Below are 25912 nucleotides of genomic sequence, written 5' to 3' on the forward strand. Positions count from 1 at the left end.
TCATCTCAGGCGCCGCCCTTGATGCGTGCGACCAGCGCCTTGGTGAAGGCCAGCGTGCCGGCGCTGCCGCCCAGGTCGCCGGTGCGCACCTGGTCCACGTTCAGCGTCTGGTCGATGGCGGTGCGCAGGCGCCCGGCCAGGTCGGCGCGCTTCACGTGGTCGAGCATCTGCGCCGCCGCCAGCATCAGCGCGATGGGGTTGGCGATGCCCTTGCCGGCGATGTCGGGCGCCGAGCCGTGCACCGCCTCGAAGATGGCCGCGTCGTTGCCGATGTTGGCGCCCGGGGCCATGCCCAGCCCGCCCACCAGGCCGGCCACCAGGTCGGACAGGATGTCGCCGAACAGGTTGGTCGTCACCAGCATGTCGAACTGCCACGGGTCGAGCACCAGCTTCATCGCGCAGGCGTCGACGATCATGGTCTGGAACTCGAACTTGCCCTGGTACTCGGCCGCGTACAGCCGCTCGGCCGTCTCCAGGAAGATGCCGGTCAGCGCCTTCATGATGTTGGCCTTGTGCACCACGGTGACCTTGCGCCGCCCCTGGGCGATGGCGGTGTCGAAGGCATAGCGCAGGATGTGCAGGCAGCCCTGGCGGGTGTTGATGCCGGTGGCCATGGCCACGGCGTGCGGGTCGTCGTCGATGCGGATGTAGTGCTCGTGGCCGATGTACAGGCCTTCCAGGTTCTCGCGCACCACCAGCAGGTCGATGTTGTCGAAGCGACCGCCGGGGACGATGGTGCGCGCCGGGCGCACGTTGGCGAAGAGCTGGAATTCCTCGCGCAGCCGCACGTTGGAGCTGCGGTAGCCGCCGCCGGAGGGCGTCTCCAGCGGGCCCTTGAGGGCCAGGCGGGTCTTGCGGATGGAGTCGAGCGTGGCCTGGGGCAGCGGATCGCCGGCGGCCTTCACGCCGCCCAGGCCGGCGATCTGGGCGTCCCACTCGAAGGGCGAGCCCAGGGCGTCGAGCGCGGCCAGGGTCGCCTCCATGATTTCGGGGCCGATGCCGTCGCCGGAGATCAGGGTGGCGGGGATGCGGGAGGTGGTCATGAGCGCGGTCCTTGTGTCGATGCGGCGCGGGCAGGAGTACCCCCGGCCGAGGCGCGGAGCATACGCCGTGCCGGCCGGCGCCCGGCAAAGCCCTTGCGTGAAATGAACACCCCCAGTCTTCGCGGACTTCGTTCCGCTTCGCCAACCCCCTCAAGGGGGCACATCCTGCGGCCTGGCAAAGCCAGTTCCGCGGATGTTCCCGCATGGCCTGCTCCGCGGCCTTCGGTGATGACACCGGAGATAACGCAGTTCAGAAGTGGGCAATGCCATGGAAACTAAAATGACGGCCCCCGGCGCAGCCCCTCCGCGCTCACCCTTCCCCCTTCCCATGCCCGCTCCGCGCAAGCTCTTCGTCACCACCGCCCTGCCGTACGCCAACGGCAAGTTCCACATCGGCCACATCATGGAATACATCCAGGCCGACATCTGGGTGCGCTTCCAGCGGATGACGGGCGCGGAAGTCAACTTCGTCGGCGCCGACGACGCGCACGGCGCGCCGATCATGATCGCGGCCGAGAAGGCCGGCAAGACGCCGCAGCAGTTCGTGGCCGACATCGCCGCCGGCCGCAAGCCGTACCTCGACGGCTTCCACATCGCCTTCGACAACTGGCACTCGACCGACGCGCCCGAGAACCACGAGCTGGCGCAGCAGATCTACCTGGACCTGAAGGCCAACGGCCTGATCGAGACGCGCACCATCGAGCAGTTCTTCGACCCCGAGAAGAACATGTTCCTGCCCGACCGCTTCATCAAGGGCGAGTGCCCGCGCTGCCACAGCAAGGACCAGTACGGCGACAACTGCGAGGTGTGCGGCGCCGTCTATGCGCCGACCGACCTGATCGAGCCCTACTCGGCCCTGTCCGGCGCCAAGCCGGTGCTCAGGAGCTCGGAGCACTTCTTCTTCAAGCTGTCGGACCCGCGCTGCGTCGCCTTCCTGGAGGAGTGGACGCAGAACGGCAAGCACGTGCAGCCCGAGGTGGCGCGCAAGGTGAAGGAATGGTTCAGCGTGCGCGAGAACCCCGACGGCACCACCAGCGAGGGCCTGGGCGACTGGGACATCAGCCGCGACGCGCCCTACTTCGGCATCGAGATCCCCGACGCGCCGGGCAAGTACTTCTACGTGTGGCTCGATGCGCCGGTGGGCTACCTCGCCTCGCTCAAGAACCTGCTGGACAAGGTCCGCATCGAGACCGACATCGACGACGACACGCCCGCGCCGGCCGCCATCACCTACGAGCAGTACATGGCCCAGCCCGAACTGGAGCAGGTGCACTTCATCGGCAAGGACATCGTCACCTTCCACACGCTGTTCTGGCCGGCGATGCTGAAGTTCAGCGGACGCAAGACGCCCGACCGCATCTGCGTGCATGGCTTCCTCACCGTCAACAACGGCGAGAAGATGAGCAAGAGCCGCGGCACCGGCCTGGACCCGCTCAAGTACCTCAGCCTCGGCATGAACCCCGAATGGCTGCGCTACTACCTGGCGGCCAAGCTCAACGGCCGCAACGAGGACATCGACTTCAACCCCGACGACTTCGTCGCCCGCGTCAACGCCGACCTGGTGGGCAAGTACGTCAACATCGCCAGCCGGGCGGCCGGCTTCATCGGCAAGCGCTTCGGCGGCGCGCTGGGCGAGCCGACGGCCGACGGCCGGGCGCTGCTGGTCGCACTGCGCGCCGAGGCCGACGGCATCCGCGCCCTGTACGACGGCCGCGACTACGCCCGCGCGCTGCGCGAGACCATGGCGCTGGCCGACAAGGTCAACGAGTACGTGGACGCCAACAAGCCCTGGGAGCTGGCCAAGCAACCGGATTCCGAGGCGCGCCTGCACGACGTGTGCACGGTGTGCATCGAGGCCTTCCGCCTGCTCACGCTCTACCTCAAGCCGGTGCTGCCGGCGCTGGCGGCGAACGTCGAGGCCTTCCTGAAGATCGCGCCGCTGCAGTGGGCCGACGTGGACGCGCCGCTGCCCGCCGGCCACGCCATCGGCGAATACAGGCACCTGATGCAGCGGGTGGACGCCAAGCTGCTCGACCAGCTCTTCGAGCCGCCGGCGACCGAACAGCCGGCTGCCGCCGCCGCGGCGCCGAAGAAGGCGGCCAAGGCTGCGGCGCCGGCCGCCGACCCCGACGCCCCCGGCGGCGAGGCGCTGGCCCCCGTCGTCGGCATCGACGACTTCGCCAAGGTCGACCTGCGCATCGCGAAGATCCTCGCCTGCGAGAAGGTCGAGGGCTCCACCAAGCTGCTGCGCCTGACGCTGGACGTGGGCGAGAAGGGCGAGGACGGCCAGCCGAAGACGCGCAACGTGTTCAGCGGCATCGCCTCGGCCTACCAGCCCGAGCAGCTGGCCGGCAAGCTGACGGTGATGGTCGCCAACCTGGCGCCGCGCAAGATGAAGTTCGGCCTCAGCGAAGGCATGGTGCTGGCCGCCAGCCACGCCGACGAGCAGGCGCAGCCCGGCATCTTCGTGCTGGAGCCCTGGCCGGGCGCGCAGCCGGGCATGCGCGTGCGCTGAGGCGCTGCCCCGGCCCTATTCGGGCCGGATGTTGCCCGCCTTCACCACCTTGCCCCAGCGCGCCAGGTCGGTGACCAGGAAGCTGCGGAAGTCCTCGGGCGTGCCGCCCCACGCCACCATCGCGTTCTGCCTGAGCGCCTCCAGGAAGGCCGGCGACTTCAGCGCCCGGTTGGCGTCGGCGTTGATCTTCTGCACCACCTGCGGCGGCATGCCGGCCGGCCCGAGCAGACCGCCGTAGACGGGGAACTCGAAGTCCGGGAAGCCCGCCTCCGCCATGGTGGGCACGTCGGGCAGCAGCGGCAGGCGCTTGTCCGAAGTGATGGCCAGCACCTTGATGGTGCCCGTGTTCACGTGCGGCAGCAGCGCCGCCGCCGAGGTGAAGTAGGCCTGCACGTGCCCGGCGATCAGGTCGTTGAGGGCCGGCGCGGCGCCCTTGTAGGCGATGTGCGTGAGCGCCATGCCGGTCTGCTGCTTGAGCATCTCCATCGCGAAATGGCCGCTGTTGCCGATGCCCGGCGAGGAATAGCTCAGCGGCGTGCCCGCCCGCTTGGCGTAGTCCACGAATTCCTTGAGGTTGCTCACCGGCAGCTTGGCGTTGACCGCCAGCGCGTGCGGCGCATCCACCAGGTTGACGATGGGCGTGAAGTCCTTGAGCACGTCGAAGGGCAGCTTCTGCAGCGACTGGTTCATGGTCGTCGGCCCGGCCGTGCCGAGGCCGAGGGTGTAGCCGTCGGGCGCCGACTTGGCCACCTGCTGGAAGGCGATCGCGCCGTTGGCGCCGGGCTTGTTCTCGACCACCACGGACTGGCCCCAGGCGTTGGTCAGCTCGGTGGCGATCAGCCGCGCGATGATGTCGTTGGCGCCGCCGGGCGCGAAGCCGACGACGATCTTCACCGGGCGGGCCGGGTAGTCCTCGGCCAGCGCCGGCGCCGCGGCCAGGGCAGCGCCCAGCGCTGCCGCCGTCAGCCATCGGCCGGCGAGGTGGAACGGGTTCTTCATCGTTTGTCTCCTTTGTTGTTCCGGGTCGGGCGCGCCAGTGCGCGCTTCAGGTCTTGTTGGTCGTGTCGCGGATGCGCAGCAGCAGGGCGCGCGCCTCGCCGTCGGCGCGGATGGCGCGGCTGTCGGCGCGGCCGATGGAGAACACGTCCAGCCGCTCCATCTCGACCGGCCGCTCGTTCCACAGCACCACCGGCCGGCCCTCCAGCGCGACGAACACCTCGCGGCAGTCGCTGCCCGGCTGCGTGCTCGACTGTTGCCCCGGCGCGACCTCGAGGAAGTCGATCTCCAGCGTGTGCGGCGTGCGCAGCGCGGCGCGCGGGTCGCCGGTGGCGACCAGCCGGCGCAGCAGCAGTCCGCCGACCGGCTCGGCCCGCAGGTCGGCGAAGCGCGCGATGTGGGCCGCCTCCACTTCCTCGGGCGAGCTGTCCACCAGGTCCTCGGACACCTCGAAGTCCAGCGGCAGCCCGGCCGCGGCGTCCGCGGCCGCGATCTGCGGCGTCACCTTGATGCCCTTGCGCGCGTCCTCCAGCGTGGTGTCGAAGACCGACAGCATCTGGCTTTCGCGCGGCGCATGCTCGGTGGCCTCGAACTTGCGCAGCACGTTCAGCGGCAGCGAGAAGGCATCGTAGGTGTCCAGCCGGGCGCGGTGGCGGCCCTCATGGCCGTAGTCCACGAAGTAGCCCGAGCGCACCGGGATGAAGATCTCGGGATAGTCGTGCGCGTGCAGCGTCGGTCCGTTGCCGCTGGACGAGTCGATGGAGCCGATCTGGAAGTTGTGGCGCACCCGCACCGGCGCGTTGGGCGCGCGGCTGATCATGCGGATGATCTTGCGGCGCCGGCCCTCCTCGCTCACGTCGGAATAGGCGGCCCGGTCCCAGTCGAGGCTGGCGTGGCGCGCGAAGGCGCCCTCGGGCAGGAAGTCGGGCACGGGAAGGAAGTCGTGGGTCTGTGGCTGGGTCATGTCGGAGTCTGCATTGCTAACATGGGACGGAAGAAGGAAGACGGCGCGAAGCCTGGAGACGAACTGGATCGATGCGGAAGCTGGACCTCCATGCGTTGAGATGCCTGTGCGTGCTGGTCGAGCAGTCCCACGTCTCCCGGGCGGCGGAGCAGCTGGGCATCAGCCAGCCGGCCATGAGCACGGCCCTGGGCCAGTTGCGCGAGGCCTTCGGCGACCCGCTGCTGGTGCGCACGGGCAGGGGCATGGCGCCCACGCCCAACGCGCTGCGGCTGGCGACCAGCGCCCGCGCCGCGCTGGACCTGCTGCACGAGGCCGTGGCCATGACGCAGGCCTTCGATCCGGCCACCGCCGAGACGGTGTTCCGCATCAGCGCCACCGAGTCGGTCGGCTTCCTGCTGATGCCGCGGCTCACGCGGGCGCTGCAGCGGCTCGCGCCCTCGGTGCGGCTGGTGCTCAGCCCCTCCGAGCCGGCGCGGCTGCGCGAGCAACTGGAGGAAGGCCGCGCCGACCTGGTGGCCGGCTTCCTGCCCGATCCGCCGGGCGCCCTGTACGAGGCCACGCTCTACGAGCAGGAGCTGCGCGTGGTCGCGTCGCGCGGGCATCCCCGCATCCGCGGCTCGCTCTCGGCCGAGCAGTTCCTGGAGGAGCGGCACGTGCGCTACCAGCCGCTGCATGGCGAATCGACCATCGAGCGGCGCGTGGACGAGGCCTTCTCGGCGCAGGGCCGGGTGCGCCGCGTGGCCGTGACGGTGCCCTCCGCGCTGGCCTCGGCGCCGATCGTCGCCGCCTCGGCCCATCTCGCCACGCTCACGCGCGCGGTCGCCGAACACGCCGCCCGCGCCGACGCGCTGCAGGTGCTGGTGCCGCCGCTGCCGCTCGGGCCGGTGCGGGTGTCGCTGTTCTGGCACGAGCGCACGCATGCGAGCGCCGCTCACGTCTGGCTGCGCCGGGTGATCCGGCGGCTGTTCCAAGGACAACGGACATCGGCCAGGGGAACCATCGCCTCAGGCTGAGAGCTGCGAGGCGAGGAACTGCACGATGCTCTCGAGCCGGCGCCCGGCCGGATTGAGATGCCCGCCCGGGTAGACCAGCATGTGCTTGTCGGTGCAGGCCAGCGCATCGAACAGCTCGAACTGGCCCTCGCGCGTGAAGACCTCGTCGTCCCACTGCAGCGAGAACAGCGTGGGGCAGCGCACCTGCCGGGCATCCGCCGCCAGCCGCGCGCCGTGCACGCGCGAGGTGCCCCACATGCCGATGGCCGCAGCGCGGATGCCGCCGCACGCGGCCAGCAAGGGCAGCCCGTACGCCGTACCCATCGACAGGCCGTAGTAGCCCACCCGATCCGCATCCACCTCCGGCAGCGCACGCAGCGTCTCCAGCGTGCACAGCCAGTCCTCGACCATCGGCTCGACGCTGCCGCCCTGCTCCCATAACCGGCGGAACTCGTCGCGCACCTCGAGCGGCGCTGCGGCATCGCGGCGCCGCTCGCCGTGCACGGGCCCGTCGATGGCGGCCACGGCGAAGCCGCATCGCCCCACGAGCGTGGGCAGCACGTCGGTGACGAAGGCGGACCGCTTGTCGCCGGAGCCGCCGTGGCCCACCAGCACCAGGGGCCGGCCGAGGGCGCGCGCCGGCAGCCACAGGGCAGCGGGCACGCTGCGCCCGGCACTGGAAACGACGAGCGAGCGCTCGACGATGTCGAAGGCGGGGGCGCGGGAGGAACTGGCAGGGCCATCGCAGGGCATGGACGCATCATTGCGACGCGGCCCCGTCCGGACAAGGCGGCAGGCGCGATACGGATATCCGCTTTTCCCGATAGCGCGGAACGCCTCCGCCGCCACGAGCACAATGCGGGCCCATGCCTTGCGCTCCCCTTTCCCGTCTCCGCGGCTTCGCCCTGGCCTGCTGCATGCTGCCGGCGTTCGGCTCGCTCACCGGCTGCGCCGTCGTCACGGTGGCCGGCGCGGCGGTGAGCGTGGGCGCCGGCGCCGTCGGCCTGGCGGCCGATGCCGCCATCGGCACCGCGAAGCTCACCGGCAAGGCCGTGGGCGCGGCGGTCGATGCCGTCAGCGACAAGGACGACCACAACGGCATCAGCGTGCGCTTCCGCGAGCCTACCGCGGCCGACCGCGAGAAGCGCCGCCTGGCCGAGCAGCAGGCCGAGGAAGAGGACCGCCGGGCGGCTGCACAGCAGCAACAGCAACAGCAGATGCAGGAAGAACGGCAGCCATGAGCACCCGCGGCCCGGTGCGCGTCGCCGACATCGGCGCCTTCGACGCACTCATCGACGCGCGCTCACCCTCCGAGTTCGCGCTGGACCACATCCCCGGCGCCATCAACTGCCCGGTGCTGGACGACGAGGAGCGCCGCATCGTCGGCACGCTCTATCACCAGACCGGCGCCTTCGAGGCGCGGCGCATCGGCGGCGCGTTCGTCGCGGCCAACCTGGCGCGGCACCTGCGCGAGCACTTCGCCGACCGGCCTGCGAACTGGAAGCCGCTGGTCTACTGCTGGCGCGGCGGGCTGCGCAGCGGCTCGATGGTGGCGTGGATGCGCCTGGTGGGCTGGGACGCGCAGCAACTCGCCGGCGGCTACAAGAGCTGGCGCCGCCACGTCATCGACCGCATTGCCGAACGCTGCCCGCAACTGCCGCTGGTGGTGGTCTGCGGCGCCACGGGCAGCGCCAAGACGCGGCTGCTGCACCGGATGGAGACCCTGGGCGCGCAGGTGCTGGACCTGGAAGGCATGGCCCGGCACCGCGGCTCCCTGCTCGGCGCGTGGCGCGGCGTGCCGCAGCCGTCGCAGAAGCACTTCGAGACGCTGCTGGCCGGCAGGCTGGACGGCTTCGACCTGGCGCGCCCCGTCTTCGTGGAGGGCGAGAGCCCCCGCATCGGCCGCATCGCCCTGCCGCCCGAGCTGGTGGAGCGCATGCGCGCCGCACCGGTCGTCGAAGTGCAGGCCACGCCCGAGGCACGGCTGGCCTACCTGCTGCGCGACTATGCCGACCTGGGCGAGGACCGCGAGGCGCTGGCCGCGCTGATGGCGCACTTCAAGGAAGCGCAGGGCAAGGAGACGGTCGCGCGCTGGCAGGGCTGGGCGCGCGCGGGCGACATGGCCTCCCTCTTCGCCGAGCTGATGGCGCTGCACTACGACCCGCACTACGAGCGGTCGCAGTCACGGCATTTCGCCCGCTGGCGCGAACGCGCCGGCGTGGCGGCGGACGACCTGTCCGAAGCGGCGCTGCCGGCGTTGGCGCGGCAGGTGCTCGAAGCGGCGGCCGGCTCGCCGGCCTGAACGCGCCGCCGCGCGTTCAATCGACCGTCACGCGTGCCGTGCCGGCCTCCATGCGGCCGACCACCGCCGCCTCGCCGAAGCCATCCCGAGCGAAGAGCGCCAGCACCTCGTCCACCGCTTCCGGCGCGCAGGCCGCCAGCAGGCCGCCGGAGGTCTGCGGATCGGTCAGCAGGGCGCGCAGCGTCGCGTCGCCTTCGACTTTGCCGCCCACCGTATCGCCGTACGAGGCCCAGTTGCGGCCCGATGCGCCGGTGACGACGCCGCGCGCGGCCAGCGCCTGCACGCCCGGCAGCCAGCGCAGCGCATCGCTGTCGATGCGGGCCGTGAGCCCGGCGCCGCGCGCCAGTTCCAGCGTGTGGCCGAGCAGGCCGAAGCCGGTCACGTCGGTCAGCGCATGCACGCCGCCCAGGCGCGCCAGCTCGGTGCCGGGCCGGTTGAGCTGGGTGGTCGCCCTGATCATCGCGGCGTAGCCCGCGGCGTCCAGTTCGTTCTTCTTCAACGCTGCCGAGAGGATGCCCACGCCCAGCGGCTTGCCGAGCACCAGCACGTCGCCCGCCTGCGCGGTGGCGTTGCGCTTGAGGTGCGCCGGATCGACCACGCCGATGCCCACCAGCCCGTAGATCGGCTCGACCGAGTCGATGGAATGCCCGCCCGCCAGCGGGATGCCCGCCTCGCGGCAGATGGACTCGCCGCCTTCGAGGATCCTGGCGATGGTCTCGTGCGGCAGCACGTTGATGGGCATGCCGACGATGGCCAGCGCCATCAGCGGCTGCGCGCCCATCGCGTACAGGTCCGACAGCGCATTGGTCGCAGCGATGCGGCCGAAGTCGCGCGGGTCGTCCACGATGGGCATGAAGAAGTCGGTGGTGGCGACGATGGCTTGGCGCTCGTTCAGGCGGTAGACGGCGGCGTCGTCGGCCGTCTCGCTGCCCACCAGCAGCTCGGGGAAAACCATCGGCGGCAGGCTGCTCTTCGCCAGCAGCGCGGAAAGTACGCCGGGCGCGATCTTGCAGCCGCAGCCGCCGCCGTGCGAGAGGGAGGTGAGTCGGGGGGCAACAGGTGTGATCTCGGAAGTCATGGAAACGGACTACATGAAATTGCGGGTGTGCAATGCTGACAGGCGCTCGGCCTCGCCGCGCGCGAAGCCCAGGCGCAGCAGCCGGGTGAAGCGGCCGTCGGCCATCTCGCGCATGAGCTGCTGCACGCGCTCGAAGCCCTGGCGCACGGCCTCGGGCGCGAGGCTGCCGGCGCCGATGAGGATGAGCGCGTCGAACACCTCCTCGTTCAGGCCGGCGGTGCCGGCCAGGCTGTCGTGCCGCTGCTCCACCGCCTGCGCCAGGCGGCCGCGCAGGGCCGGCTCGCCCTGCAGCCGGTGCAGCAGGTGCGACATGCCCAGCGCCACGTGCCGCGCCTCGTCGCGCGCGGCCAGCTTCGCGATCTGGCGCGTCAGCGGGTCGGGCGCGTGGGCCGCGAGGAAGTGCAGCAGGTTGACGAAGGTGCCCTCGCCCAGCACCGAGAGCAGGAAGCCGGCGATGGAGAAATCCGGCTCGTCCAGCAGGCTCTTGAGCGAGGCCTGTCCGCCGGCGGTGGACAGGGCCGGCTCGCCGCCGCCTGCGCGGATGCGCCGCGTGAACACGTCGATGTGCCGCGCCTCGTCGGCCACCTGGATCGCCAGCGCCGCCTGCAATTCCCGGTAGTGCGGATGGATCTGGCCGAGGAAGCGCGCCGGCACCAGCAGCGCGGCGTTCTCGTTCTCGACCATGTAGGTCATCACCTGGCGGATGGCGGCCTCCACCTCGGGCGGGTGCGTGAATTCGACATCCCAGTCCAGCGCCGTCTCCGGGTCCCACTGCGCACTCACGGCCTGGGCATAGAGTTCGGCGGCGTTGTCGGCCCAGACCTCCTCCCTGCGGTCCAGCCGGAAGGCGAAGGCCGGCGAGCCGGCCTCGACCCGCGCGCCGCGCGCGGCCAGGCCCCAGGCGGGATCGGCCTGCGGCAGCACGGCGCCGGGCGCGCGCGGGTCGGCATGGCCGGTGCGGGCGGCGTCGCGCCAGCGGCCGGCCTCGGCGCTGCCGCGCGTCACGCGGGCGGCGCCGTGCGCGTCGTCCTCCCACGCCAGCGCATGGCCCTGTGCACGGCACCAGTCGGCGAGCTGCGCCTGCCAGCCGGGCGAGCGGCCCGTCACGCGCAGCGGCTCGCCTTCGGGCAGCGCCGCCAGCGCATGCTTGACCAGCAGGTGCGCGCCGGCGTCGAAGCCCAGCGACTCAATATCGATAGCCGTCGGCGACGATGTTTCCGCGGTCGTCATAGAAGCCCTGCTCGGTGGCCGCGCGCTCCAGCAGCCGGAAGCCGTTGGCGCGGCCGGGGCGCCACTGGCGCAGGCCCTCCAGCTCCAGCAGCGGGCGCACCTGCGCGTCGTTCCAGTCCATCGCCAGCAGCAGTTCGGCAAAACGGCGCGACGCCTCGGCGTCCACGCCGGGGCTCACCGTCATGGTGCAGTGGTCGTACAGGCCGGTGGTCGCCAGCACACGCGTGCCGCCGGCGGGCAACGTGCCTTCCTTGGCGAAGGCGCGGTGGTTGCCGGCGATCATCCAGCTCGCCGCCACCTCGCCGGCCAGCAGGGCGACGGCCGCGTCGCGCTCGCCGCCGATGTGGTCGCCGTGCTTGCCGCCGAGCACGTCGAAGCGGCGCACCTCGTAGTCCTTGCCCGGCGCGAGGCCGCCTTCGTGCTGCAGGTGGTCCAGCGGGATCAGCGTGGCCTGCGGCGAATCGATGGCGCCGAAGCCCACCACCTTGCCCTTCAGGTCGGCCAGCGACTGCACCGGGCTGTCGGCCTTGACCACCAGCACCGACTGCAGGTCCTGGTCGGTGTCGCGCATCACCAGCGACTGCACCGCCTGCCCGCGTGCGCGGGCCATGCGGTCGGCGCGCACCCAGGCCAGCGGCGAGTTCCAGGCGAAGGCGATGTCGCCCGCGAACTGCGCCTCCACCTGTGTCTCGTAGTTCGAGTAGAGGATGTAGTCCATCGCGAAGCCGCGCTCGCCCAGGTAGGCCTTGAAGCCTTCCCAGATGGTGACGACTTTGGGCGCGTAAGCGACAGCGCCGAGCAGGAGGGGTTGGGGCTGGGTCATGGGTTCAATCCTTCTTGGCGACGGCATCGCACAGCGCGTTGCCGATGAAGTCGTAGAGCACGTCGGAGGTCGGCGCCATGATCGAGGCGGCGCGCGCGTCGCGGAACAAGCGCTCGATGCCGACGTCCTTTCGGAAGGCCGCGCCGCCGCAGATGCGCATGGCGGTGTCGGTCACTTCCAGTGCGGCCTCGGCGGCGCTGGCCTTGACCTCCAGCACGCGCAGCATGGTGTCGGCGCGGCCGGCGGCCATGGCAGCGAGCGTGTCGTCGCGCAGCACGCGGGCCTGGTCGGCGCGGATCTGCGCGCGGGCCAGGTAGGCGCGCACCGTCGGCAGGTCCGACACGCTGGTGCCGCTCTCCTCGAAGCGGTTCTTCGTGATGTGCGCCGTGGCGCGCGCCAGCGCGCCGTCCATCGTGCCGATGGAGCACGAGGCGATCAGCGTGGTGAAGACCGGCAGCTCGTCGTTGTTCATCAGCTCGCCGCCGTTGCCGTCCTCGCCCAGCAGGCACGAGAAGGGGATGCGCACGCCCTCGGCCTTGACGGGCGCCGAGGCGTTGCCGCGCAGGCCCATGCCGTCGAACACCGCGGTGCGCGCGAGGCCGGGCAGTTGGCTGTCCACCACCCAGATGCTGGAGGCGCCCTCGCCCTGCGTGGGACGCGACGACCAGACGTACGAATCGGCCTCGACGGCCGAGGTGACCATGCTCTTGAAGCCGTCGAGCACCACGGCGTCGCCCTCGCGCCGCGCCGTTCCCACCGGCGCCCAGAAGTGGCTGCGCGTGCCCACCTCCGACCAGGCCAGCGTGGTGACGTGCCGGCCGGCCGCGATGGCTTCGCGCAGTTCGCGCCGGCCGTACTTCTCGATCAGCACCGTGCCGGCGTAGTGCATGGTCAGCACCATCGCGGTGGAGGGGCAGTCCTGCGCGATGCGCTGCACCGCCTGCGCCGCCTCGGCCAGCCCCAGGCCGAGGCCGCCCACCTCCTTGCTGCTCACCAGGCCCAGCAGGCCGGCGCGGCCCAGCGCATCGAGCGCCGCGCGCGGGAAGCGCGCCTCGCGGTCGGTGGCCTCGGCGGCCGGCGCGATCACGTCGCGGACGATGGGTTCGAGAGCTTGCAGGAAGGACGACATGAGGACCTCTGGTTCTGGCGGTGGGGCATTCGCGCCGCCGCGCTGCGGGGTGGCCGATCCTCGGGCTGGGTCGGAAGGGAGGCGCGGCCGCCTGGCGTACCGCGCTGCCCGTCCGGCGCGACATCGGTGCAGACCTGCAACGGCGATTCACGAACGATGGCATGGGCCGCCCGGCGGGCGGCCGCGGCCATTATGTCCAAGCCACTGCGCGGCGGCCATTCCAGCGCACGCGGCTGGGGCATTGCCTCACCCGCACCACACGCCCGCCGGGACGCGCGCAGACTCGCCCGGGTCGATCCTGAGCCCAAGCGCGCCCGGGCTGGGAATAATTTGCCTTCCGTCGGAACCGACGCGCCACAGGCCACGGCGGAACGCGCAAAACCCGTGCGGCCTACTCGCCCGCCGCTTCGGCCTCGGCCGCGATCCAGGCCTCGAAGTCGCGCACGCGCTGGGGCGTCGGCGCCTGCGGACGCCACGCCATGAAATAGCCGCCTTCGGTGGACACGCGCAGGTCGAAGGGCGCCACCAGGCGGCCGCTGGCCAGGTCGTCCCGCACGAAGGGCAGCACGGCCACCATCACGCCGAGCTGCTCGGCCGCCGCCTGGTAGGCCATGGCGGCGTTCTCGAACTTCAGCCCGCGGTTGCCGTCGATGCCCTCCACGCCGGCCGCGGCCAGCCAGGTGGGCCAGTCCTGCGGGCGGTTGAGCGAGCGCAGCAGCACGTGATGCGCCAGGTCGGCCGGTTCGTGCAGGGGCGGCTCGCGCTCCAGCAGGGCGGGAGCGCACACCGGCAGCAGCGTTTCGCGGAACAGCAGGCGGTAGCCCGGCCCGGTGGGCGGCCGGGCCTCGGAATGGATGCTCACGTCCACGTCGTCGCGGTCGAAGTCGGCCGGCTTGTGCGAGGTGGTGATCTGCACGTCGATGTGCGGGAAGCGCGCATGGAAGCGCGCCAGGCGCGGGATCAGCCAGCGGATGGCGAAGGTGGGCGGCACCTTGATGCGCAGCAGCCACTCGTCGGGGCTCTGCTGCAGCTGCCGCGTGCCGTGCTCGATCTGGTCCAGCGCCACGCGCATGCTGTGGTAGTAGCTCTGCCCGGCGGGCGTGAGCTGGATGCCGTGGCGCCTGCGCTCGAACAACTGCACCTTCAGCCAGTCCTCCAGCGTCGCGACGTGGCGGCTCACCGCTCCCTGGGTGATGAACAGCTCCTGCGCCGCACGCGTGAAGTTGCCGCAGCGCGCCGCCGCCTCGAACACGCGCAGGGCATTCAGCGGTGGCAGCCTTCTCGACATGAGAGTTGAATTTTACTCATACCCCACATGCCTTAATTGTGGTTGCCTGGCGCCGAGCAAGCCACCTAGCATCGCCTCGCATACAACGACGACGAACGGAGACAAGCGATGACGATGAAGAAACTGCATGCCTGGCTGGCAGCCGCGCTGGCGCTGTCGGCCGCCGCCCCCGCGGTGGCCCAGGACGCCGCCGCCAGCTACCCCAGCCAGCCGATCAAGCTGATGGTGCCCTGGCCGGCCGGCGGCGGCGTGGACACCACGGCGCGCATCCTGTCGGACCTGCTGGGCCAGCGCCTGGGGCAGCCCCTGGTGATCGACAACCGCGGCGGCGCGGGCGGCAACATCGGCACCGAACTGGCGGCGCGGCAGAAGCCCGACGGCTACAACCTGCTGATGTCCTCGATCAGCCCGAACGCGGTGAACGTCAGCCTCTACGGCAAGCTGGGCTTCGACCCGGTGAAGGACTTCGAGCCGGTCATCTACGTCTCGGCGGTCCCGAACATCCTCGTGGTCCCGGGCGACTCGCCGTTCAAGACCGTGAAGGACGTGATCGACGCGGCGCGCGCCAACCCGGGCAAGCTCAACTACGCCTCGGGCGGCGTGGGCTCCTCCCAGCACCTGGCGGCCGTGCAGTTCTCCAGCGCCGCCAAGATCGAGATCGTGCACGTGCCCTACAAGGGCACCGCCCCGGCCGAGGCCGACGTGGCGGCGGGCCACGTCTCCCTGATGCTCGACACCACGACCTGCCTGCCCTTCATCGCGTCCGGCAAGATGCGCGCGCTGGCCGTCGCCTCCAAGGTGCGCAACCCGGCCCTGCCCGACGTGCCCACCTTCGACGAGGTGGGCCTGCCCGGCGTCTACGCCTCCTCGTGGTACGGGCTGTCGGCACCGGCCGGCACGCCGCGGGCCATCATCGACAAGCTCAATGCCGCGGCCAACGAGGTGCTCAAGTCGCCCGAGATGCACAAGCGCATGCTCGCGTTCGGCGCCGAGATCGGCGGCGGCACGCCCGAGGACTACGGCCGCTTCATGGCCAGCGAGACCAAGCGCTACGCGGAGATCGTCCGCATCTCCGGCGCCAAGCTCGACTGAGCACCCTTCCCGCCTCCCGACGCCCCATGCCCCCTGCCTCCGTTTCCTCCACCTCGCCGCGCACGCTGTTCGACAAAATCTGGGATGCCCACGTGGTCATGCAGCGGGAGGACGGCCAGAGCCTGCTGTACGTCGACCGCCACCTCGTGCAGGACGGCTCCGCGCCGGCCTTCGAGATGCTGCGCCAGCGCGGCCTGCCCGTGCGCCGGCCCGACCGCGCCTTCGCCACGCCCGACCACTACGTGCCCACCGGCTCGCGCGTGCTGGCCGACGTCGGCGACGCGGAGAAGCGCGCCATGGCGCAGGCCCTGCACGACGACAGCGCGGCCGCGGGCATCCGCTTCTTCGGCCTCGACGACATCCGCCAGGGCATCGTGCACGTGGTGGGGCCCGAGCAGGGCCTGAGCCTGCCGGGCAGCGTGATCGTCTGCGGCGACAGCCACACCGCCACCCACGGCGCGCTGGGCGCGCTGGCCTTCGGCATCGGCGCCTCGGAAGTGGCGCACGTGCTGGCCACGCAGACCCTGTGGCAGCGCAAGCCGCGCACGCTGTGCGTCGCCATCGACGGCCGGCTCGCGGAAGGCGTCACGGCCAAGGACATCATCCTCGCCGTCATCGCGCGCATCGGCGCCGCGGGCGGCACCGGCCACGTGATCGAGTACGCGGGCGAGGCGATCCGCGCGCTCCCGATGGCCGGGCGCATGACGGTGTGCAACATGTCGATCGAGGCCGGCGCGCGCGCCGGCATGGTCGCGCCCGACGACACGACCCTCGAATGGCTCGCCGGCCGCCCGCACGCGCCGCAGGGCGCCGCATGGGACGGCGCGGTGGCGCAGTGGCGCCGCCTGCCGGGCGACGACGGCGCCGCCTTCGACAAGGAAGTGCGGCTGCACGCCGGCGAGATCGCCCCCATGGTCACCTGGGGCAACAGCCCCGAGGACGCGCTGCCCATCACCGGCCGCGTGCCGGACCCGGCCGAGGCCGCCAGCGCCGAGCGCCGCGAGGCGATGCAGCGCACCCTGGCCTACATGGGCCTACGCCCCGGGCAGGCGCTGACCGAGGTGGCGGTGGACCGCGTCTTCATCGGCTCGTGCACCAACGGCCGCATCGAGGACATGCGCAGCGCCGCCGAGGTGGTGCGCGGCCGGCGCGTGGCCGAGGGCGTGGAAGCCTGGGTCGTGCCCGGCTCGGGCCTGGTGAAGCAGCAGGCCGAGGCCGAGGGGCTCGACGCCGTGTTCCGCGAGGCCGGCCTGCAGTGGCGCCACGCCGGCTGCTCGATGTGCCTGGGCACCAACGGCGACCAGGTGCCCGCCGGCCAGCGCTGCGCCTCGACCTCCAACCGCAACTTCGTCGGCCGCCAGGGCCCGGGCTCGCGCACGCACCTGATGAGCCCGGCGATGGCCGCCGCCGCCGCCGTCACCGGCCGCCTGACCGACGTGCGCGCCCTCCTGTCCGTCCGCTGAACCCCGCCCTCGCCCCATGGAAGCCTTCACGCAACTCGAGGCCGTGGCCGCGCCGCTCGCCCGCATCAACGTCGACACCGACCAGATCGTGCCCGCGCTGTACCTGCAGAAGCCCCGCTCCGACAACTTCGGCGACTACCTCTTCCACGACGTGCGGCACGACGCCGCCGGCATGCGCCGCAGCGACTTCCTGCTCAACGACCCGGTGTACGCGCAGGCGCGCATCCTGGTCGCGGGGCGCAACTTCGGCTGCGGCTCCTCGCGCGAGCATGCGGTGTGGGCGCTGTACGACGGCGGCTTCCGCGCCGTCATCGCGCCGAGCTTCGGCGACATCTTCCATTCCAACGCGCTCAAGAACGGCCTGCTGCCGGTGCGCCTGCCCGAGGACGTGGTGCAGGCCCTGCTGGCTGAACTGCTCGCCGCGCCCGGCAGCCGCATGCGCGTGGACCTGGAGGCCCAGACCGTCACCCGGCCCTACGGCGGCATCGAGCGCTTCGCCATCGACCCCTTCCCGCGCCACTGCCTGCTGCAGGGCCTGGACGAGATCGACTACACGCTGACCCAGCGCCGGCGCATCGAGGACTTCGAGCGGCGCCGCGAAGCCGATCCCGCCCTTTTCATCCAGAGCACAGAAAGAAAGGCTTTTCCGACATGAAGATCGCAGTGATGCCCGGCGACGGCATCGGCCCCGAGGTGACCGCACAGGCGCTCAAGGTGCTCCAGGCCGTGGTGGGCAGCGCCCAGCCGCTGGAACTCGCGCACGCGGCCATCGGCCAGGCCGGCATCGACACCGCGGGCGACCCCCTGCCCGCCGCCACCAGCGAGATCGCACGCAAGGCCGACGCGATCCTGTTCGGCTCGGCCGGCATGCCCGGCGACGAGGCCATCGCGTTCATGATGCGCCCCGGCGCCAGCCTGCTGCGCCTGCGCAAGGAGCTGGGCCTGTTCGCCAACTTCCGCCCGGCCTTCCTCTTTCCCGAACTGATCGGCGCCTCCACGCTCAGGCCCGAGGTCGTCGACGGCCTCGACATCCTCATCCTGCGCGAACTCACCGGCGACGTGTACTTCGGCGAGCCGCGCGGCCGCGGCGTCAACGCGGCCGGCGAGCGCGAGGCCTTCAACACCATGCGCTATTCCGAGCCCGAGGTGGAGCGCATCGCGCACGTCGCCTTCCGCACCGCCCGCGCGCGCAGGCGCAGGCTGTGCTCGGTCGACAAGGCCAACGTGCTCGAGGTGATGCAGCTGTGGCGCGAGACCGTCACGCGCGTGGGCGCCGAGTACCCCGACGTCGAGCTGACCCACCTGTTCGTCGATGCCGCCGCCATGCAGCTCATGCGCGCGCCGAAGCAGTTCGACGTCATCGTCACCGGCAACATCTTCGGCGACATCCTGTCTGACGCCGCCGCCATGCTCACCGGCTCCATCGGCATGCTGCCCTCGGCCTCGATGGCGAGCGGCAGCTTCGGCCTGTACGAGCCGGTGCACGGCACCGCGCCCGACATCGCCGGGAAGAACCTGGCCAACCCGCTGGCCTCCATCCTCTCCATGGCCATGATGCTGCGCCAAAGCTTCGGCCGCGGCGACGATGCCGACCGCGTGGAACGGGCCGTGCGCCGGGTGCTGGCCGACGGCCTGCGCACCGGCGACATCTTCCAGCCCGGCTGCACGCGGGTGGGGACGCAGGAGATGGGCGACGCGGTCGTCGCCGCGCTCGGCCGCTAGGGACCAGCGCGGGAAGCCACGGGCTCAGGCCGCGTCGCGCCCGATCATCTTGGCCGCCACCTCCGCCAGCAGCCCGCGCAGCCAGCGGTGCGCGGCCTGGTGCTGCGAGCGGTCGTGCCATAGCTGGTAGAAGCGCATGCGCGGAAAGCCTTCGGGCGCCGGCACCGCCACCAGCGGCAGCGTGCGCACGAACTGCATGGCGAAGTGGCGCGCGGTGGTGAACACCAGGTCGCTGTCGACCAGCAGGTGCGGCGCCACGGTGAAGTACGGCACCACGATGCGCGCGTCGCGCGCGAGGCGCAGCCCGGCCAGGTGCGTCTCGACCACGGCGCGCTGCGAGACGGCCAGCGGCACCGGCACCACGTGCGCGGCCGTGAGGTAGCGCGCCAGCGTCAGCGCGCCCGGCGCGGCCAGCGGGTTGCGCCGGCTCATCAGGCACACCAGCTCGTCCTCCAGCAGCAGCGACAGGTGCAGCCGCTCCGGCGGCTCCGGCCAGTTGCCGATGACGACGTCCACTTCGCCCTGCGCCAGCGCGCGCTCGTAGTCGTAGCCGGCGTTCAGCGGGTGCACCACCAGCCGCGCCTGCGGCGCCTCGACGCGGAAGCGCGCCACCACGTCCGCCATGAAGCTGGCCGCCAGGTAGTCGGGCGAGGCCACGGTGAAGGTCATCGAGCTGGAGGCCGGCTCGAACTGCTCCGGCCCGGCCAGCATGCGGTCGATCTCCGACAGCGCGCCGCGCGCCCGGTCGCGCAGTTGCAGCGCGCGCTCGGTGGGCACCATGCCGCTGCGCTCGCGCACCAGGATGGGGTCGGCGAAGGCCTCGCGCAGGCGGCGCAGGGCGGCGCTGATGGCAGGCTGCGTCTGGTTCATCCGCACCGCGGCGCGCGAGACGCTGCGCTCGGCCACCAGCGCGACCAGCACGCGCAGCAGGTAGGTGTCGATCGGGTCGCGGACGCGGGACATGGCGGCAGGCGCTGTGGCTCGGGGGACGCGCGGGGCATCACAAACCGTTATGCCGAACATTATGGAAGCCGCGCGCCGGGGCGGCCGATTCTGCCTACATTGCGCCGCAGCGGCGACGGCGCCCGCCCGCCCCCGGCACCGGACGCCCCGCCCAGAACGACACCCAGGAGACAACCCATGACCTCACAAGCCGCAGCCGCCCCCCGGCGCGAGCCGTCCGCCGCCACCGAGCTGGACGGCGTCTACCGCAAGATCATCTGGCGCCTCATCCCCTTCCTCATGCTGCTGTGGGTGCTGGCGTGGATCGACCGCGTCAACATCGGCTTCATCAAGCTCACCATGCTCGACGAGCTGAAGTGGAGCGAGGCGGTGTACGGCCTGGGCGCCGGCATCTTCTTCCTCGGCTACTTCTTCTTCGAGGTGCCCAGCAACCTGCTGCTGCAGAAGATCGGCGCCAAGAAGACGATCATGCGCATCACCATCGGCTGGGGCCTCACGTCCATCGCCACGATGTTCGTGCGGACGCCGGAGATGTTCTATTTCCTGCGCTTCCTGCTGGGCGTGTTCGAGGCCGGCTTCTACCCCGGCATCATCCTGTACCTCACCTACTGGTTCCCGGGCGACCGGCGGGCCAAGGCCTTCGGCATGTTCATGTCGGCCTCGGCCTTCGCCGGGGTGATCGGCGGGCCGCTGGCGGGCACCATCATGAACGGCATGCACGGCGTCAACGGCTGGTCGGGCTGGCAGTGGGTGCTGCTGATCGAGGGCATCCCCTCGGTGATCGCCGGCTTCGTGACCTACTTCTACCTGACCGACAAGCCCGAGCAGGCGAACTGGCTCACGGCCCGCGAGCGCCAACTGGTGCACGAAGACCTGGAGCGCGACGGCCGTGCGCAGGGCCACCGCGAGCACAGCATGCTGGCCTCGCTCAAGAGCGGGCGCATCTGGCTGCTGATCCTCATCTTCTTCTGCGTCATCGCGGCCAACTCCTCGCTCACCTTCTACGGCCCCACGCTGGTCAAGGAAGTCGGCTTCACCAACCCGGCCTCGGTCGGCTGGATCATGGCCGCCGCCTACCTGTGCGGCGCGGCCGGGATGATCTGGAACGGCTTCCACTCCGACCGCCACCAGGAATCGCGCTGGCACTGCGGCCTGGCGGCCGCGCTGGGCGCCGTCTCGCTGGTGGTCGTCGCCCTCTTCCTCGGCCACAGCGCGCTGGCGGTGCTGCTGGGGCTGACCCTGGCCATCGTCGGCACCATGAGCGCCATTCCGGTGTTCTGGCAGATGCCCAACCGCTTCCTGGCCGGCACGGCCGCGGCCGGCGGCGTGGCGCTGATCAACTCCATCGCCAACCTGGCCGGCTTCGGCGCCCCCTGGATGCTCGGCCTGATCAAGACCCACACCGGCAGCCTGGCACCCGGCCTGTACGTGGTGGCGGCGGTGGAGATCTGCGCCACGCTGCTGATCCTGGCCTGCGTGCCCTCCTTCCGCAAGCAGCCGGCAGGCGCCACCGTGCCGGCGCACTGAGCCGCCGCCCTGCGACCCACCTTCACCGAAGAACACCGCTCGATGACCGCCATCACCGCCACCCGCCTGGACCTGGCCGCCCTCAACGCCATGGACCGCGACGCCTTCGTCGCCGCCGTCGGCCCCACCTTCGAGAACGCGTCCTGGATCGCGCAGGCCGCCTGGTCGCGCCGGCCCTTCGCCAGCGTCGACGCGCTGCACGCCGCGATGCTCGACGTGGTGCGCCAGGCGCCCGAGGAACGCCGGCTCGCCTTCCTGCGCGGCCACCCGGAGCTGGCCGGCCGCGAGGCGCAGGCCGGCACGATGACCGCCGAATCCACCGGCGAGCAGAGCAGCGCCGGGCTGGACGCGCTCAGCCGCGAGGAGCTGGACGAGATGCAGCGCCTGAACCGCGTCTACCGCGAGCGCCACGGCTTCCCCTTCATCATCGCCGTGCGCCGCCACACCCGGCAGCAGATCTTCGAGGCGCTGCGTGCGCGCGCCGCGGGCAGCACGGACGTCGAGCGCCGCGCCGCGCTCGAGCAGATCGGGCTCATCACCCGCGGGCGCATCGACGCGCTGGTCGGCGGCTAGCCCCGCTGCCCCCATCCCAGGTTTCGTGCCGGCCGCGCCTGCGGGTGCCGGCCCGGCGTTCCACGCCCCCAGCGGGCACATGAAGGAGACGCGCTCAATCGCCGCCGACCGTTCACGCTGAGCCTGTCGAAGCGCCGCGCCCGGCTTCGACGAGCCCGGCCCGAACGGTGGCGACCGATCGAACGCAGATCCGCATCACAACTCGGAGACAACCATGCCAAATCAAGTCGTATCCCGCCCCGCGCGCAGGCAGTTCGCGCTCTCGGGGCTGGCCCTGGGCGCGGCGGCGCTGGCGCCGCACGGCGCGCTGGCGCAGGCAGCCAAACCGGCCGGCCCGGCGCAGGCCAGCGGCCCGATCGTGCTGCACGGCGTGAGCCCGCGGCTGACGGTGCATGCGCTCGACACCTTCCACGGCGCGGCGGCCACCGGCCTGCGCATCGATTTCTCGAAGCTGGAAGGCAGCCAGTACAAGCTGCTGCGCAGCATCGTCGTCAACGCCAACGGGCGCTCCGACGATCCGCTGCTGATCGGCGAGACCTACCAGGCCGGCGACTACGAACTGCTGCTGCACGTGGACGACTACTTCGCCGGCAAGCAGGCCAGGCTGCCCACGCCGCCCTTCCTGACCAAGCTGCCGGTGCGCATCCGCGTGGCCAACACCGCCGAGCGCATCCACCTGCCGATCCAGTTCGGCCCGTGGAGCTACACCTACTCGCGCGGTAGCTGAGCGCCCTCGCCCGCCTCCTTCTTTCTCCTCGCACTCACGAAAGGAACCGCCATGACCGGCATCACGACGCACGTGCTCAACATCACCAACGGCCGCCCGCTGGCCGGCCTGCAGGTCGACCTCTACGACGTGGCGACCAACCCGCCCACGCGCATGAACACCACCCGCACCAACGCCGACGGCCGCACCAATGCGCCCATGCTCGCGGGCAAGGACGCGCGCACCGGCCACTTCGAGCTGCGCTTCCACGTCGGCGACCACTTCAAGGCCTCCGACGGCCTCTCGGACGTGGTGCCGGTACGCTTCTCCATCTTCGACGCCAAGCAGCACTACCACGTGCCCATGCTGTGCGCGCCCTGGTTCTTTTCCACCTACCGCGGCAGCTGACCGCAGGAGACCCCGACCGATGACCCACCCCGATCCCAACGCAGAGAAATACCTCGTCGACGCCATCCGCGCCGCGATGCGCAACGTGCGCGAGCGCAGGACCTGGCCCTTCGGCGCCGTGATCGCGCGCGGCGGCGAGGTGATCGCCACCGCCGTCAACGAAGTCGATGCGCTGTGCGACCCCTCGGCCCACGCCGAGATGCAGGCCGTGCGCGCCGCAGCCAAGGCGCTGGGCACCACCGACCTCACGGGCACCACCGTGTACGCCAGCGGCTACCCCTGCCCCATGTGCCTCACGGCCATGTACCTGGCCGGCGTGAGCGAGGTCTACTACGCCTACTCCAACGAGGACGGCGCGCCCTACGACCTCTCGGCCGAGCGCGGCTACGTCGAGATCGCCCGCCCGCCGGAGCAGCGCGAGATGAAGCTGCACGGCCTGCCCGCCCGCGACAAGGACGACGAAGACCTCTACGAAGCCTGGAAGCGCGTGGCGCCGGCGGCCTGAGCGCCGCTGCGGGGAGAGCGCAGCGGCACTCAGCGCTGCGCGAACTCCCTGAACCGCGCCATGTCCGTCACCTCGATGGCGCCGCGCGCTGTGCGCAGGTAGCCCTGGGCCTCGAACTCCTTGAGAAGCTGGTTGATCGTCTGGCGCGACATCGACAGCATCGTGCCCAGGTCGTCCTGCTGCACGCTGATGAGGCGCTGGTACGGCCCCCGCCAGGCCGCGTAGCCGTACGCCATCGCCACCAGCCGCTGCGCCAGGCGCCGCGCCGGCGACAGCAGCGCATGGCCTTCCAGCGCACCCAGCGCCAGCCGCAGCGAATGCGCCAGCAGCCGGCCGAAGGACTTCCAGTGCTGCGGGTAGCGGCCCAGGAAGGCCAGCGTTTCGGCCTGCGGCAAGTGCAGCAGCCGGCTCTCGTGCGCGGCCCAGGCGTCGTGCGCGCGCGGCGCGCCGTCGAACAGGCCCGCCTCGCCGAACCACTGCGGCGCGCGGGCCACCATCAGCAGCGACTCGCGCCCGTCCTGCGCCAGGCTGCCCACGCGCACCGCGCCGCTGACGACGAAGTGCATCCCGTCCGGCGCATCGCCGCGCACGAACAGCCGCGCGCCCGCCGCCAGCTCGTGCGGGCGCACGTTCTCGGCGATCCATTGCGACAACTGGGGCGGCAGGTGGGCGAACCAGGGGCTCGCGCCCAGCACCTGCAGCCGTTCGGCGGGCGAGTCCAACCAGGGAGGCATCCCCCGGTTTCTACCGCTTAAGTCGGCCGGCCGACACAGGGTTGGCGCGCGTTCTGGGAAGATGGAACCGGCCGCCGCCCCGCGGCCTCCTTCTTGTCTTCCTGCCCGCCAGCCAGCCCACGGAACCGCGCCCCATGACCGCCGCCGCCGACGCCAAGCCCCACCCCTACAAGCGCGACCTGCCCGCCGCCTTCCGCGCCATGCGCGCGCTGCTGCGCGACCCCAACGACACGGCGCAGGTCTTCGTCATCATGCAGTCGCTCAACGGCCCCTCGGCGCCCATCAACTTCGACCGCCTGATGCGCGCCGAGGGCGGCCCGAAGCAGGCGTATCGCCGCGTCGAACTGGCCGAGCGCTTTTCCGACCCCGCCTACATCGCCGGCTTCGCGCCCGGCACCGTCGGCGCCGCGTACCGCGTCTTCCTGGAACAGACCGGCTACTCCGCCGCCGGCCTGGCCGACGTCTCCAACCCCGAGGGCCGCCCGCTGGTGGAGCATCCGCACGCCTGGATGGCTCGCCGCATCCGCGACGTGCACGACATCTGGCATGTGCTCACCGGCTACCAGGCCGACGAGCCGCTGGGCGAAGCCGCGCTGGTCGCCTTCAGCTATGCGCAGACCAGGGGGCTGGGCTGGGCCTTCATCGCCGGCGCCGCCGCGCTGAAGAGCCTGCGCGTGTCGCGCAGCACCACCTTCGCCCGCGCTGTACTCGAAGGTTGGCGGCGTGGCCGGCGCGCGGCGTGGCTGCTGGGCGAGGACTACGACGTGCTGCTGAACGAACCGCTGGAGGCCGCGCGCGCCCGGCTGAGCATCGGCACGGCGCCGGCCTACGCCAAGGCGCAGGAGCGATTGGCCGCCCTGGACAGCACCGACGACACAGCCACGGCGTAGCGCCGCATGCGGCTGGCTCTCGCCAAAAAAGTCCCGTCCTGACGCGGCAGGACGGAAATTTGAATACCAACGTCTACTGGTTCGATCTGTAACGTCAACTTACATTTACCCTGCAGATTCGAAGAAGGAGGCAGGAGATGGGATGGCGAGAGGTCATCGGCGCGGTACTCGATGCGGAGTCGCGGCCGGCCAAAGTACGACGCCAGCAGCCACCACGACGTAGCGAGCCCCGCGCGGATGCGCCGGCCGAGCCGCCGGAGCACGTGTGGAGCGGCAAGGTCTTCGACCAGATCGAATGGCGCCGCTTCGAGGCCGTGTGCGAAGCCCTCTTCGCGCAGAGCGGCATGCGCGCGGAAAGCCAATCACACGGTGCCGATGGCGGCGTGGACATCTGGCTCTGGTCCGCCCACAGCGACAAGCCGGTGATCGTGCAGTGCAAGCACTGGAAGAAGCGCGTGGTGGGTGTGAAGGAGGTGCGCGAGTTCTATGGCGTGCTCAGGTCGCACGACCTCACGTATGGCACCTTTGCGACGAGTTCCAGTTTCTCGAATGACGCGCTGGACTTCGCGCGCGCCAATCGCATCAACGCACAGGACCGGAACGGTCTGCTCCGCCTGATCGGGGGGCGCACGGCGGAACAACAACGTGCATTGCTTCATACCGCCTACGAAGGCGAGTACTGGAAGCCGACGTGCGTGAAGTGCGGGGTGAAGATGGTGCTGCGGCAGAAGAAGGATGGCTCGGCCTCATTCTGGGGTTGCGCGAACTATGGGAGAACGCGGTGCAGCAGCATGATGAAGACTGCTTGAACTCCATGAATTCGATCTACGGCGATTGGCCGTTTCAGACTGAATTCAGATCTCTATTAGCCAGAGAAGATGACGGCTTCCGACCCATCAGCGACATCCGCTACCCTAAGGAAGGTCTGAACAACTCGAAACGCAGGCAGCGCACAGGCCGTTCGAGTCG

Annotated in this window: 26 protein-coding genes; 15 read left to right on the plus strand and 11 right to left on the minus strand. The window is 71.1% G+C overall.

Annotated features, from left to right (window positions below; translation table 11 throughout):
• Positions 1-5 precede the first annotated feature (5 nt).
• Entirely contained in the window at positions 6-1043 is a 1038-nt protein-coding gene (locus ACIY1X_RS01415; RefSeq protein WP_399677464.1) for an isocitrate/isopropylmalate dehydrogenase family protein, read from the minus strand.
• Between the two features lie 328 nt (positions 1044-1371).
• On the opposite strand from ACIY1X_RS01415, the gene metG reads away from it, so the two are divergent.
• The gene (gene metG, locus ACIY1X_RS01420) at positions 1372-3558 is read left to right on the plus strand and encodes a methionine--tRNA ligase (protein ID WP_399677466.1); all 2187 of its coding nucleotides are present in this window, start codon (positions 1372-1374) and stop codon (positions 3556-3558) included.
• Positions 3559-3573: 15 nt separating this feature from the next.
• Here the strand turns inward: metG and ACIY1X_RS01425 are convergent, their stop codons facing one another.
• Together ACIY1X_RS01425 and ACIY1X_RS01430 are read right to left on the minus strand one after the other, a co-directional pair.
• Positions 3574-4557: a Bug family tripartite tricarboxylate transporter substrate binding protein gene (locus ACIY1X_RS01425; protein WP_399677468.1), complete on the minus strand. Its 984-nt coding sequence runs from the start codon at positions 4555-4557 to the stop codon at positions 3574-3576.
• Between the two features lie 46 nt (positions 4558-4603).
• Positions 4604-5518, minus strand: coding sequence for a hypothetical protein (locus ACIY1X_RS01430; RefSeq protein ID WP_399677470.1), 915 nt, complete (start codon positions 5516-5518; stop codon positions 4604-4606).
• 71 nt (positions 5519-5589) lie between these two features.
• Between ACIY1X_RS01430 and ACIY1X_RS01435 the strand changes: the two genes are divergently transcribed.
• Entirely contained in the window at positions 5590-6531 is a 942-nt protein-coding gene (locus ACIY1X_RS01435) for a LysR family transcriptional regulator (RefSeq protein WP_399677472.1), read from the plus strand.
• Here the strand turns inward: ACIY1X_RS01435 and ACIY1X_RS01440 are convergent.
• Positions 6523-7263 (minus strand): dienelactone hydrolase family protein, encoded by a 741-nt coding sequence (locus tag ACIY1X_RS01440; protein WP_051953710.1) that lies wholly within the window; start codon positions 7261-7263, stop codon positions 6523-6525. The two genes, ACIY1X_RS01435 and ACIY1X_RS01440, sit on opposite strands and share 9 nt — an antisense overlap.
• Positions 7264-7376: 113 nt before the next feature.
• Here ACIY1X_RS01440 and ACIY1X_RS01445 point away from each other — a divergent pair, with 113 nt between their 5' ends.
• The gene (locus ACIY1X_RS01445) at positions 7377-7751 is read left to right on the plus strand and encodes a hypothetical protein (RefSeq protein WP_399677474.1); all 375 of its coding nucleotides are present in this window, start codon (positions 7377-7379) and stop codon (positions 7749-7751) included.
• Positions 7748-8812, plus strand: a complete 1065-nt coding sequence (gene mnmH, locus ACIY1X_RS01450) for a tRNA 2-selenouridine(34) synthase MnmH (RefSeq protein ID WP_399677475.1) — start codon at positions 7748-7750, stop codon at positions 8810-8812. Before ACIY1X_RS01445 ends, mnmH begins: the two co-directional genes overlap by 4 nt.
• A 16-nt stretch (positions 8813-8828) precedes the next feature.
• Here the strand turns inward: mnmH and selD are convergent, their stop codons facing one another.
• The 5 genes from selD to gcvA form a co-directional block, all read right to left on the minus strand.
• The gene (selD, locus tag ACIY1X_RS01455) at positions 8829-9890 is read right to left on the minus strand and encodes a selenide, water dikinase SelD (protein WP_399677477.1); all 1062 of its coding nucleotides are present in this window, start codon (positions 9888-9890) and stop codon (positions 8829-8831) included.
• 9 nt (positions 9891-9899) lie between these two features.
• On the minus strand, positions 9900-11120 hold the full coding sequence (locus tag ACIY1X_RS01460) for a ferritin-like domain-containing protein (RefSeq protein ID WP_399677478.1): 1221 nt from the start codon (positions 11118-11120) through the stop codon (positions 9900-9902).
• Positions 11077-11943: a phosphate/phosphite/phosphonate ABC transporter substrate-binding protein gene (locus ACIY1X_RS01465; protein WP_399677480.1), complete on the minus strand. Its 867-nt coding sequence runs from the start codon at positions 11941-11943 to the stop codon at positions 11077-11079. The genes ACIY1X_RS01460 and ACIY1X_RS01465 overlap by 44 nt, the downstream gene beginning before the upstream one ends.
• Before the next feature lie 4 nt (positions 11944-11947).
• Positions 11948-13072: an acyl-CoA dehydrogenase family protein gene (locus ACIY1X_RS01470; RefSeq protein ID WP_399677482.1), complete on the minus strand. Its 1125-nt coding sequence runs from the start codon at positions 13070-13072 to the stop codon at positions 11948-11950.
• A gap of 391 nt (positions 13073-13463) precedes the next feature.
• Positions 13464-14360, minus strand: a complete 897-nt coding sequence (gcvA, locus tag ACIY1X_RS01475; protein WP_399677483.1) for a transcriptional regulator GcvA — start codon at positions 14358-14360, stop codon at positions 13464-13466.
• Positions 14361-14468: 108 nt separating this feature from the next.
• Between gcvA and ACIY1X_RS01480 the strand changes: the two genes are divergently transcribed.
• From ACIY1X_RS01480 to leuB, 4 genes are read left to right on the plus strand one after another with little or no spacing between them, the layout of a single operon-like run.
• The gene (locus ACIY1X_RS01480; protein ID WP_399677485.1) at positions 14469-15452 is read left to right on the plus strand and encodes a Bug family tripartite tricarboxylate transporter substrate binding protein; all 984 of its coding nucleotides are present in this window, start codon (positions 14469-14471) and stop codon (positions 15450-15452) included.
• Between the two features lie 26 nt (positions 15453-15478).
• Entirely contained in the window at positions 15479-16915 is a 1437-nt protein-coding gene (gene leuC / locus ACIY1X_RS01485; protein WP_399677486.1) for a 3-isopropylmalate dehydratase large subunit, read from the plus strand.
• 16 nt (positions 16916-16931) lie between these two features.
• Positions 16932-17570 carry a 3-isopropylmalate dehydratase small subunit gene (leuD, locus tag ACIY1X_RS01490; protein WP_399677488.1) on the plus strand — a complete coding sequence of 213 codons (639 nt, stop codon included), beginning with the start codon at positions 16932-16934 and terminating at the stop codon, positions 17568-17570.
• Entirely contained in the window at positions 17567-18637 is a 1071-nt protein-coding gene (gene leuB / locus ACIY1X_RS01495; protein ID WP_399677489.1) for a 3-isopropylmalate dehydrogenase, read from the plus strand. The genes leuD and leuB overlap by 4 nt, the downstream gene beginning before the upstream one ends.
• Before the next feature lie 24 nt (positions 18638-18661).
• Here leuB and ACIY1X_RS01500 read toward each other — a convergent pair whose 3' ends face one another.
• Positions 18662-19600 carry a LysR family transcriptional regulator gene (locus tag ACIY1X_RS01500; protein ID WP_399677491.1) on the minus strand — a complete coding sequence of 313 codons (939 nt, stop codon included), beginning with the start codon at positions 19598-19600 and terminating at the stop codon, positions 18662-18664.
• Positions 19601-19777: 177 nt separating this feature from the next.
• On the opposite strand from ACIY1X_RS01500, the gene ACIY1X_RS01505 reads away from it, so the two are divergent.
• The 5 genes from ACIY1X_RS01505 to ACIY1X_RS01525 all read left to right on the plus strand — a co-directional run bounded on the left by ACIY1X_RS01505 (position 19778) and on the right by ACIY1X_RS01525 (position 23319).
• The gene (locus tag ACIY1X_RS01505; protein WP_038210852.1) at positions 19778-21127 is read left to right on the plus strand and encodes an MFS transporter; all 1350 of its coding nucleotides are present in this window, start codon (positions 19778-19780) and stop codon (positions 21125-21127) included.
• Between the two features lie 42 nt (positions 21128-21169).
• On the plus strand, positions 21170-21700 hold the full coding sequence (gene uraD / locus ACIY1X_RS01510; protein ID WP_399677493.1) for a 2-oxo-4-hydroxy-4-carboxy-5-ureidoimidazoline decarboxylase: 531 nt from the start codon (positions 21170-21172) through the stop codon (positions 21698-21700).
• Between the two features lie 214 nt (positions 21701-21914).
• Entirely contained in the window at positions 21915-22427 is a 513-nt protein-coding gene (locus ACIY1X_RS01515) for a hydroxyisourate hydrolase (RefSeq protein WP_399677494.1), read from the plus strand.
• A 51-nt stretch (positions 22428-22478) separates the two neighbouring features.
• A complete protein-coding gene (gene uraH, locus ACIY1X_RS01520) occupies positions 22479-22814 on the plus strand; it encodes a hydroxyisourate hydrolase (RefSeq protein ID WP_399677495.1) in 336 nt (111 codons plus the stop codon).
• A 19-nt stretch (positions 22815-22833) separates the two neighbouring features.
• Entirely contained in the window at positions 22834-23319 is a 486-nt protein-coding gene (locus ACIY1X_RS01525) for a nucleoside deaminase (RefSeq protein ID WP_399677497.1), read from the plus strand.
• A 29-nt stretch (positions 23320-23348) separates the two neighbouring features.
• On the opposite strand, the gene ACIY1X_RS01530 is transcribed toward ACIY1X_RS01525, so the two are convergent.
• On the minus strand, positions 23349-24053 hold the full coding sequence (locus ACIY1X_RS01530) for a Crp/Fnr family transcriptional regulator (protein WP_399677498.1): 705 nt from the start codon (positions 24051-24053) through the stop codon (positions 23349-23351).
• A gap of 134 nt (positions 24054-24187) precedes the next feature.
• Here ACIY1X_RS01530 and ACIY1X_RS01535 point away from each other — a divergent pair, with 134 nt between their 5' ends.
• Together ACIY1X_RS01535 and ACIY1X_RS01540 are read left to right on the plus strand one after the other, a co-directional pair.
• Positions 24188-24943 (plus strand): Coq4 family protein, encoded by a 756-nt coding sequence (locus tag ACIY1X_RS01535; RefSeq protein WP_399677500.1) that lies wholly within the window; start codon positions 24188-24190, stop codon positions 24941-24943.
• Positions 24944-25080: 137 nt separating this feature from the next.
• Positions 25081-25752 carry a restriction endonuclease gene (locus ACIY1X_RS01540; protein WP_399677502.1) on the plus strand — a complete coding sequence of 224 codons (672 nt, stop codon included), beginning with the start codon at positions 25081-25083 and terminating at the stop codon, positions 25750-25752.
• The last annotated feature ends 160 nt before the right edge of the window (positions 25753-25912 follow it).

The sequence above is a fragment of the Xenophilus sp. genome, assembly GCF_044462705.1.
GTDB classification, from domain to species: domain Bacteria; phylum Pseudomonadota; class Gammaproteobacteria; order Burkholderiales; family Burkholderiaceae_C; genus Xenophilus; species Xenophilus azovorans.